Genomic DNA, 8,824 nt, shown 5'->3' on the forward strand with positions numbered 1-8,824 from the left:
GTTCGGGGGGTGGTGTTGGTATGTAGGTTAGCCTTACTTAAGATGCGCGTGTGAGTCGCCCCCATCTGGAGCCCCATCCGGTCCCGTTCGCCCATGACCTGGGAGGGCACGCGGACCGAACGGCCATCGTCACCGTGGCCGGGGTGCTGTCCTACCGCGAGCTGGCGGCGCGGGCGGCGGCCACCGCCGAGCGGCTCGGCGCTGAACGCCGCCTGGTGCTGCTCGCCGGGGCCAACACGGTGGACGCGCTGGTCGTCTACCTGGCGGCGCTGATGGCCGGGCATCCCGTCCTGCTGGTCCCGCACGACCGTTCCCTGTCGTCCCTGGTCGACCGGTACGACCCGGACGTCGTGGCCTTTCCGGACGGGACGCTCGACGAACGCCGCGCGGTCTCGGCGCACACCCTCCACCCCGAGCTGGCGCTGCTGCTCAGCACGTCCGGGTCCACCGGGACGCCGAAGCTCGTCCGGCTCTCGCAGCAGAACCTGCAGGCGAACGCGGCCTCCATCGCCGAGTACCTGGACATCCGCGACGGCGACCGCGCCGCCACGACCCTGCCGATGTACTACTGCTACGGCCTGTCCGTGATCAACAGCCATCTGCTGCGCGGCGCCGGGCTGATCCTCACCGACTTCTCGGTGACCGACGACCGCTTCTGGACGCTGTTCCGCGACGCGCGCGGGACGGCGCTGGCCGGTGTTCCCTACACCTTCGACCTCCTCGACCGCGTGGGCTTCGCCGACATGCGGCTCCCGCATCTGCGGTACGTCACCCAGGCCGGCGGCCGGCTGGCGCCCGACCGCGTCGCGCACTACGCGGACCTCGGGCGGCGGCGCGGCTGGGATCTGGTCGTCATGTACGGGCAGACCGAGGCGACGGCCCGGATGGCGTACCTTCCGCCCGATCTGGCGACGTCCTGCCCCCAGGCCATCGGTGTGCCCATTCCCGGCGGCGCGTTCCGGCTCGAACCGCTGCCCGACTGGCCCGGCGCCGATACCGGCGAACTGGTCTACCGCGGCCCCAACGTCATGCTCGGCTACGCCGAAGGCCCCGCCGACCTCGCCCTCGGCCGCACCGTCCACGAACTGCGCACCGGCGACGTCGCCCGGCTGCTGCCGGGCGGCCTGTACGAGGTGGTGGGGCGGCGCAGCCGGTTCCTGAAGCTCTACGGCCTGCGCATCGACCCGCAGAGCATCGAGGCGATGCTCGCCCGGCACGGTTTCACCGCGCTCTGCGCGGGTGACGACAGGGGCTTGGCCGTGGCAGTGGCCGGCGGGGCCGACGCCCGGCGCGTCACGCGGCTCGTCGCGACCGAGTGCGGCCTGCCCGCACGGGTGATCGCCGTGCACCCGGTGTCCGAGCTGCCCCGGCTGCACACCGGCAAGCCCGACCACCGGGCCGTGCTGGCACTGGCGCGACCCGAACCGGTGCCGGCCACCGACTTGGTCCGCCTGTACGCGCAGATCCTCGACCGGGCCGACGTCACCGAGGATCACAGCTTCGTCGACCTCGGCGGCGACTCGCTGTCCTACGTCGAGATGTCGCTGAAGCTGGAGCAGGTGCTCGGGACGCTGCCCGCCGACTGGCATACCCGGCCCATCCGCGAGTTGCGGCGCCCGGCCGGGCGCTCACGGCGGCGTACCCTGGAGACCGGCATCCTGCTGCGCGCCGTCGCGATCGTCCTCATAGCCGGATCGCACATCTCACTCTTCACCGTCCGGGGCGGGGCGCACGTGCTGCTCGCGGTGGCGGGCTTCAACTTCGCCCGGTTCCACCTCACCTCGTCCGGGCGCGGCGAACGACGCCGGCACGTGCTCGGCGCCCTCAACCGGATCGCGGTGCCGAGCGTCGTCTGGCTCGTCCTCGCGGCACTCCTCACCACCGACTACCACCTGGTGGACGCCCTGCTGCTGAAGAGCGCGTTCGGACACAACAGCAATTACTGGTTCATCGAGGTCATCGTCTACCTCCTGCTCGCGATGGCCGCGTGGCTGAGCGTCCCGGCCCTCGACCGGGCGGAGCGCCGCGCGCCCTTCGGCTTTGCCCTCGCGCTGCTTTCTGCCGCCATTGTCGTCCGCTACGACTTCTTCGGCCTCTCGAACCTCCCGGACGCGGTCACCGCCCTGTGGCTGTTCCCCCTCGGGTGGGCCGCGGCGAAGGCGGGCACCGCCGCGCAACGATCGCTGGTGACCGTGACCGCGCTCGCCACCGTCCCGGGATACTTCGGCTCCGGCGAATCGCTGCGCGAGATCGTCGTCATCGGCGGCGTGACATTGCTGATCTGGGTCCCCGCGCTGCCGAGCAGCGCCCCGCTCAACCGCCTCGCCGGGCTCCTCGCCGGCGCCTCGCTGTACATCTACCTCGTCCACTGGCAGGTCTATCCGCTACTGGACGGGCACTCCCGGCTCCTTGCCCTGTTCGTCTCCCTGGCGGCCGGCATGGCATACGCCTCCGCCGCCGCACGCATCATGCGGACGGCGCCCAAGACAACCCTGCGCAACCGTCGGCAACGGCATCCGCAGAAAAGGTCCGCGGTGCGCGACAGTGCGATGACCGAAATTTCCGTCCGCTGATTCGCCGCGGTAGGGACTTTGGTCCCGGCCAGGGTGTGACCCATGGCCATGGGGACAGCGTGCCGGGCAGCGGGACGATGAAGTCGGCACTGCCGCCAACGCCGAGGCCCGCATGGCATCGAGAAGTGAGAGCGACCAGCGGGTTCACGGCCCGACACCCATTCCGTTTGCGCGCCCGAGGCCGTGATGGCCGAGTACGGCCTGACCACCGCGGTAAAGCTGTCGTCCAACGAGATGCCCGACCAGGCGCTGCCCGCGGTGGCGGCGGTGCTCGGCGAGGCGTACGCCCGCATGCAGCGGATGAACCGGGCGCTGATGGCCGCCGGCCTGGTCGACCGCGTCCAGGTGACGCTCTTCCCTGTGATCACAGGTCAGACCGGGGTGGACCCGATCTTCCAGGATGCGGCCGACTTCGACCTGGAGCTGATCGAGAGCCGGACGCTCGACGGCCACACCCAAGAGCTCATCTACCGGCCCACCCTGCATGGCTGAAGACCGCGCGGGACATCAAAGGCGCACGCCCTACACCACCGGAGTGGCGTAGATCGGCCGGCGTTGCGCCGTAGGTTCGCTCCCGGCCAAATGCTCGGGAGTGGACGTGGCGGGTGGCATCGGTGAGGTCTGGCTTGGTCGAGGTGGTGTTGTCTCGCCTGGGTGATCCGGTCTGCCGAACGCCGAGCGGAAGGGACGCCTCGGAAATTAGAACGCGTTCTTGTCAACGGCGGCGGTGTCGAGCAAGCTACGTCGCATGGATCTGAATGCCCTGGAAGAGATCCGTCAGGTGAAGTACCGCTACCTGCGCTGCCTGGACCTGAAGGACTGGGACGGGTTCGCCGACACCCTCACGGAGGACGCTCTGGGCGCCTACGGAACACACGCGGTCGGCGAGCCGCTGCGTCTGGAAGGCCGCGATGCCATCGTCGACTACATGCGCGACAATCTCGGTCCCGAGATCATCACGGTGCACTTCGCGGGCCAACCCGAGATCCGGGTCGACGGCGACAGGGCCGAGGGCACCTGGTGCCTGGAGGACACCGTCATCGCCAAGGCGTTCCGGGTGCTGATCCGCGGATCCGCCTTCTACGAGGAGACGTATCGGCGCTGCGCGGACGGCGGATGGCGCATCAGTGGCATCGGCTATGAACGGACCTACGAATACTCGATATCGCTCGACGATGTGCCCAGTTTCAGGCTGCTGGCAGACCGCTGGGCGCCCTCGCCCCCGCAGGCGTCTTGACCCACGCGGCCTACCTTGCGAGCAGCGGGGCGGCGGTGCGCGCGGCCGGGGGCATCCCCTGTGTCAGACCTTGGTGCGCTGCTGCTTGAGGCGGAGTTCCTCCTTGCGGACTTCGGCTTGGACGGCTTGCTCGCGTTCCAGCCAGTCGGGCCTTTCGGCCTTCAGGTCCTCGATCTCGGCCGTGGTGAGGGGGCCCGTGATGCCGGCGCGGGCCAGACCTGAGACGGAGACGCGGAGCTTGGCGGCGACGACCTGGCGGGGGTGGGGGCCTTCACGGCGCAGGTTCGCCAGCCATGAGGGCGGGTCGGCCTGGAGCGCGTTCAATTCGTCCCGGGAGACAGGACCTTCCTGGAACTCGGCGGGTGCTGCCGACAGCAGGATCCCCAGCTTCTTGGCCGCGGTCGCGGACTTCATGGTCTGCGGGGTCTTTGCTTTGGACGTGCCCATGACCTCAAGGGTAGCCAGCGGGAGGGGACTGCCTGGACGTGACTAGGGTGGCGGAGTGAGCGATGGTGAGTTCCGGCTGGCCTACGTACCGGGGGTGACGCCCGGGAAGTGGGCCGGGGTGTGGGCCGAGCGGGTCCGGGAGGTTCCGCTTCGCCTGCTGCAGATGCCGGCGGCCGAGGTCGTCCCCCTGCTGCGGGACGGTGGCGTGGACGCTGCGTTCGTACGCCTGCCCGTCGACCGCGAGGGCCTCCATGTCATCCCGCTGTATCTGGAGACGACCGTCGTCGTGGTGCCCAAGGATCACGCGGTGGCCGCAGTGGAGGAGGTGGAGCTCGCCGATCTCGCCGACGAGGACGTGTTCGAGCCACTCGACGAGGTCCTGACCTGGGACGACCGCCCCGGGCAGCCTGCCTTCACCCGTCCTGAGAGCACCGCCGGCGCGATCGAGTTGGTGGCGTCGGGAGCCGGCGTCCTGCTGGTCCCGCAGTCTCTGGCCCGCCTCCACCACCGCAAAGACCTCACCTACCGAGCCGTGACCGACGCTCCTCAGTCCCAGATCGGCCTGGCCTGGCTCGATGCCGAGACGACCGACCTCATGGAGGAACTGATCGGCATCGTCCGCGGCCGCACCCCCAACAGCTCCCGCGGCCGCAATCCCCGGCAACAGCCCGCCCGTAAAAAGCCACCGCCGCAGCGCCCCGCCTCCAAGCAACGCCGCCAGAAGCGCCGCCGAAGGTGACGAGAGCCGCGCCTACCGACGGCACCCCGCCCTCCCACGGGCAGAGAGCATCGTCCAAGTTGATCAAGGTCAACTCAGCTCGGGTGTCCGCGCAACGGGGGAAGCTCAAGATGTCGTTAGACGGCATCACGATGACGCGGTCGTAGGGCCCGACATGTCATTCGCTCGGCTGGGGAACCTTGCAGTCGGCGGTGGGGTTGAGACCGATGTAGTTGAGCGGACCGGAGGCCCAGGTGATTCCGATGGTGGCGATTGTGGCGCAGCTGCCGTCAAATCGGGTGTAGTAGTCGCGCTGTCCCGCAGCGAGCGTTCCTACGATCAGCCAGGCGACGAGCATCCACCGTCCGGACCTCATCGCTACCTCCGGTGACCGCTTCGCCGACCCTGGGGTACGACAGTAACGAGAAGATCGTCCATAGTTAAGCAAGTCGGGCCGGGTGTGTCATGCCAACGTCCCGCGCGGCCGCTGTGCTCTCGACGACGCTCTGCCCACCACCGGAACGTCTCTCGGCGACCCGACCGTGCCTGTGAAGGTCGCTGTATCCAGGAGCGGTCGGAGGAGGAAGGTGAGGTGTGCATGCAGCGTCATCTTTGATGAACCCGGCCGAGACGAAATGAACGAGCCGTACTCAGAGTTGAGGTCGATCGTCGGGCAAGCCGGGTTGCAGAGGGGCATCCATGGTCAGCGTCAGTGTGGAGACCGCGGAGCAGACGGAGGCCCGCCTGCGCGATGTGATCGCTCAAGCCGACGTCATCGTGCACGACGGCGCCTGGTGCTTTGAGGAGTTCCCTGCCGCCCAGGCCCCCGAGCTCACAGCCGACACCCTTGCCGTGATCCGCGACGAGGAGAGCTGGAGCCGCCTGGTCCCCCACGTGCACGGGCACAGCGGCGCCGAACGGTTCGGGGTCTTCTCTTTTCACTTCCCTGCCGATCAGGACAACAGTGGCTTCGTCGGCTGGCTGGCCACTCACCTCAAGGCCCAGCTCGGGACCGGCGTGTTCGTCATCTGCGGCAGCAACCAGGCCCGCGGCGGCATCTACGACTACTGGGGCTGTCCCATCGACATGCTGGATGAGGCGGTCGCAGTGGTCGAGGCGCTGCGCATCCGCCGACCCGGCCAGTGATCCCCAACCATTGAGGGCCCACATCGCCGCGAGGGTGCCGCCGACCCTGCCCTGATGAGGCCGATGCTCGTTGTAGAGGGTCTCGAACTCGCGGAGTGCGTGAAGCAGCAGGTGCCGCTGGTTCCAGATCAACGTGCGGTCGAGCAGTTCGCGGCGGCAGGCAGGCACACCGTTGACAGCGCTGCCGAACCCTCTAAACTGAACTAAACGTTTAGTTCAACTGGTTGCCGGGCGGGCGGCCGGAGAGGGACGTCATGGCCACCACGGGCGCCGCAGACTTCACGACCTTCGACCTGCCTGGCGGGCACGTACCGGACACCGGTCCGATCACCGAGGCGGAGCGGGCGGTCCGCCGGGACCTCGCCGCGGCATACCGGCTGTGCGCCCTGTTCGGGTGGGACGACCTGATCTACACGCACATCTCCGCACGCGTCCCCGGTCCCGGGCACCACTTCCTCGTCAACCCGCTGGGGCTCGGGTTCGACGAGATCACCGCGTCCAGCCTGGTCAAGATCGATATGGCCGGGAACGTCATCGGGGACAGCCCCTACCGGCCGAACGCGGCGGGGTTCGTCATCCACGGCGCCATCCACGGCAGCCGCGCCGACGCGGGGTGCGTCATGCACCTGCACACGGAGGCGGGAATGGCGCTGAGCATCCTGGAGGAGGGGCTGCTCCCCCTCACCCAGCACGCGATGCGGTTCCACGGCCGCATCGGCTGCCACGACTATGAGGGCATCGCCCTGACGATGGACGAGCAGCGGCGCTTCATCGCCGACCTCGGCGAGAACGCCGCCCTGATTCTGCGCAACCACGGAACGCTGACCGTGGGCCGCAGCGTCGGTCACGCCTTCACCGAGATGTTCTACCTCGACAAGGCCGCCAGGACCCAGCTCATGGCGCAGGCCACTGGCCGCCCGCTGCGCGTGCCCGGCGCCGACATCGTAGAACTGACGGTCCAGCAGTGGCTGGACGACCTCGGCGTCTCCGGGGACCGCGAGTGGCCGTCCCTGATCCGCAAGCTCGACCGAACCGACCCGGGCTACAAGGACTGACGCGGCACCGGCGGGAGGGTGCCGTCCCCGGGCGGTCCGTCCCGCCGTCTCGGCCAATCCGTGGTGACCGACTGGAGGCGCACCGATGGTTCCCCGACACCCGACGACGTTCCACGAGTGCTGGTCGACCGCCGTCCGGCGGCACGGCGACTCGGTCTTCCTGCTGTTCCACGACGAAACCGGCACCACGACGTGGACGTACCGCGAGTTCGACGCCGTGGTCGCCCGCACCTCGGGCACGCTTCACGACCTCGGTGTACGCCCGGGCGCCGCGGTTCATGTCGCTCTGCGCAACTGCCCCGCCTTCGTGGCGACCTGGCTGGCGGTGGCCCGGCTCGGGGCTTGGATGGTCCCGGTCGACCCCGCGTCGACCGCTCGGGACGTGGCCAACCAGGTACGCCGTACCGCACCCGTGCTGGGGATCTGCGCCACCGACCGCGCCGCGGCCTACCGCGCCGGAGCCGGCGACACGGTCCCGGTGGTGCTCGAACTGCGGGAGACCGCCGGCGACGTGCAGGCGGGCGGTGCCCTTCTCACCGGTGAGCCGATCGGTGCCACGGCAGAGACGGCCGATCCCGGGGCCCGGCTCGCCGTCATGTTCACCTCGGGCACCACGTCCGAACCCAAGGGAGTCGTCCTCACCCAGCGCAACTACGCCCACGTGGCCGAGACGATGTCGGCGGCGGCCGGATTGCGCGGCAAGCACCGCTGGCTGGTCACCTTGCCGCTCTTCCACGCGAACGCTCAGTACTACTGCTTCGCTCCGGCGATCGCGGTGGGTGCCGGCGTCGCGCTCACCCACGGCTTTTCCGCCTCACGGTGGCTTTCGCAGGCACACGCTTTGGAAGCCACCCACGCGAGCCTGTTCGCCGCGCCGATCCGGATGATTCTTGCGCGCCGGGCCGCCGACCCGCCGCCGCTGAGGATGCAGCATGTCTGGTTCGCGCAGAGCCTCGGCCAGGACCACTACGAGGAGTTCGCCAGGCTCGTCGGCTGCCGGCCCCGGCAGTTGTACGGGATGACCGAGACGGTGGCGGCGGTGACCGCCGATACCGGCGACCCGCTGCGTCACGACGTCATCGGCCACCCGATCGGCGGGCGGAGGATCGCCGTCGTCGACCCGGTGACAGGCCGGCCGGTGGCCGCGGGCGAGGCGGGGATGCTGCTGGTGCACGGGGTCCGCGGCGAGGACCTGTTCGAGGGATATCTCGATGATCCCGCCACGACGGGCCGCAGCTTCACGGGCGGCGACGACGGCTCCTGGCTCCGGACCGGAGACCTGGTCAAAGCCGACGGGACCACGGGTGCGCTGCGGTTCGTCGGCCGCGCCGACGACGTCATCAAGGTCTCCGGGGAGAACGTCAGCCTCACCGAGATCGAAGCGGTGCTCGCCCAGGCCCCCGGAGTCCTCGAAGCCGCGGTCGTCGCGCGACCCGATCCCGTCCGTGACCAGGTCCCGGTCGCCTACGTCGTCGCCAAGGACCCCGCCTCACCACCGGCCCCCAGCACACTTGCCGGATGGGCGGCCGAGCACCTGGCCCCCCAGGCGCGTCCCCGGGCCTGGCACCTCATCGACGAACTTCCCCGCACGAGCGTCGGCAAGGTCCGCCGGTTCCGGATGACCGCGAACCCCGCCGGGGGTGCGGAT

General features: G+C 69.6%; 9 protein-coding genes. 7 read left to right on the plus strand and 2 right to left on the minus strand.

Features of this window, described 5'->3' with window-relative positions:
* The first annotated feature begins 50 nt into the window (after positions 1–50).
* The 3 genes from E1289_RS03970 to E1289_RS03980 all read left to right on the plus strand — a co-directional run bounded on the left by E1289_RS03970 (position 51) and on the right by E1289_RS03980 (position 3,810).
* Complete coding sequence (locus E1289_RS03970) at positions 51–2,573, plus strand: AMP-binding protein (protein ID WP_131975360.1); 2,523 nt, start codon at positions 51–53, stop codon at positions 2,571–2,573.
* Between the two features lie 186 nt (positions 2,574–2,759).
* Entirely contained in the window at positions 2,760–3,065 is a 306-nt protein-coding gene (locus E1289_RS39400) for a dihydrofolate reductase family protein (RefSeq protein WP_243712592.1), read from the plus strand.
* A 256-nt stretch (positions 3,066–3,321) separates the two neighbouring features.
* Positions 3,322–3,810, plus strand: a complete 489-nt coding sequence (locus tag E1289_RS03980; protein WP_131975362.1) for a nuclear transport factor 2 family protein — start codon at positions 3,322–3,324, stop codon at positions 3,808–3,810.
* A gap of 63 nt (positions 3,811–3,873) precedes the next feature.
* Here E1289_RS03980 and E1289_RS03985 read toward each other — a convergent pair whose 3' ends face one another.
* On the minus strand, positions 3,874–4,257 hold the full coding sequence (locus E1289_RS03985) for a DUF5997 family protein (RefSeq protein WP_131975364.1): 384 nt from the start codon (positions 4,255–4,257) through the stop codon (positions 3,874–3,876).
* Positions 4,258–4,312: 55 nt separating this feature from the next.
* Here E1289_RS03985 and E1289_RS03990 point away from each other — a divergent pair, with 55 nt between their 5' ends.
* On the plus strand, positions 4,313–4,996 hold the full coding sequence (locus E1289_RS03990; protein WP_243712593.1) for a LysR family substrate-binding domain-containing protein: 684 nt from the start codon (positions 4,313–4,315) through the stop codon (positions 4,994–4,996).
* Between the two features lie 157 nt (positions 4,997–5,153).
* Here E1289_RS03990 and E1289_RS03995 read toward each other — a convergent pair whose 3' ends face one another.
* The gene (locus E1289_RS03995; RefSeq protein WP_243712594.1) at positions 5,154–5,333 is read right to left on the minus strand and encodes a hypothetical protein; all 180 of its coding nucleotides are present in this window, start codon (positions 5,331–5,333) and stop codon (positions 5,154–5,156) included.
* A 341-nt stretch (positions 5,334–5,674) separates the two neighbouring features.
* Here E1289_RS03995 and E1289_RS04000 point away from each other — a divergent pair, with 341 nt between their 5' ends.
* The 3 genes from E1289_RS04000 to E1289_RS04015 form a co-directional block, all read left to right on the plus strand.
* Positions 5,675–6,121, plus strand: coding sequence for a DUF6196 family protein (locus tag E1289_RS04000; RefSeq protein WP_131975368.1), 447 nt, complete (start codon positions 5,675–5,677; stop codon positions 6,119–6,121).
* 254 nt (positions 6,122–6,375) lie between these two features.
* Positions 6,376–7,176: a class II aldolase/adducin family protein gene (locus E1289_RS04010; RefSeq protein WP_131975370.1), complete on the plus strand. Its 801-nt coding sequence runs from the start codon at positions 6,376–6,378 to the stop codon at positions 7,174–7,176.
* A gap of 85 nt (positions 7,177–7,261) precedes the next feature.
* A partial coding sequence (locus E1289_RS04015; protein WP_131975372.1) for an AMP-binding protein occupies positions 7,262–8,824 on the plus strand: 1,563 nt, incomplete at its 3' end.

The organism is Actinomadura sp. 6K520 (genome assembly GCF_004349245.1).
In the GTDB taxonomy this organism is placed as follows: domain Bacteria; phylum Actinomycetota; class Actinomycetes; order Streptosporangiales; family Streptosporangiaceae; genus Spirillospora.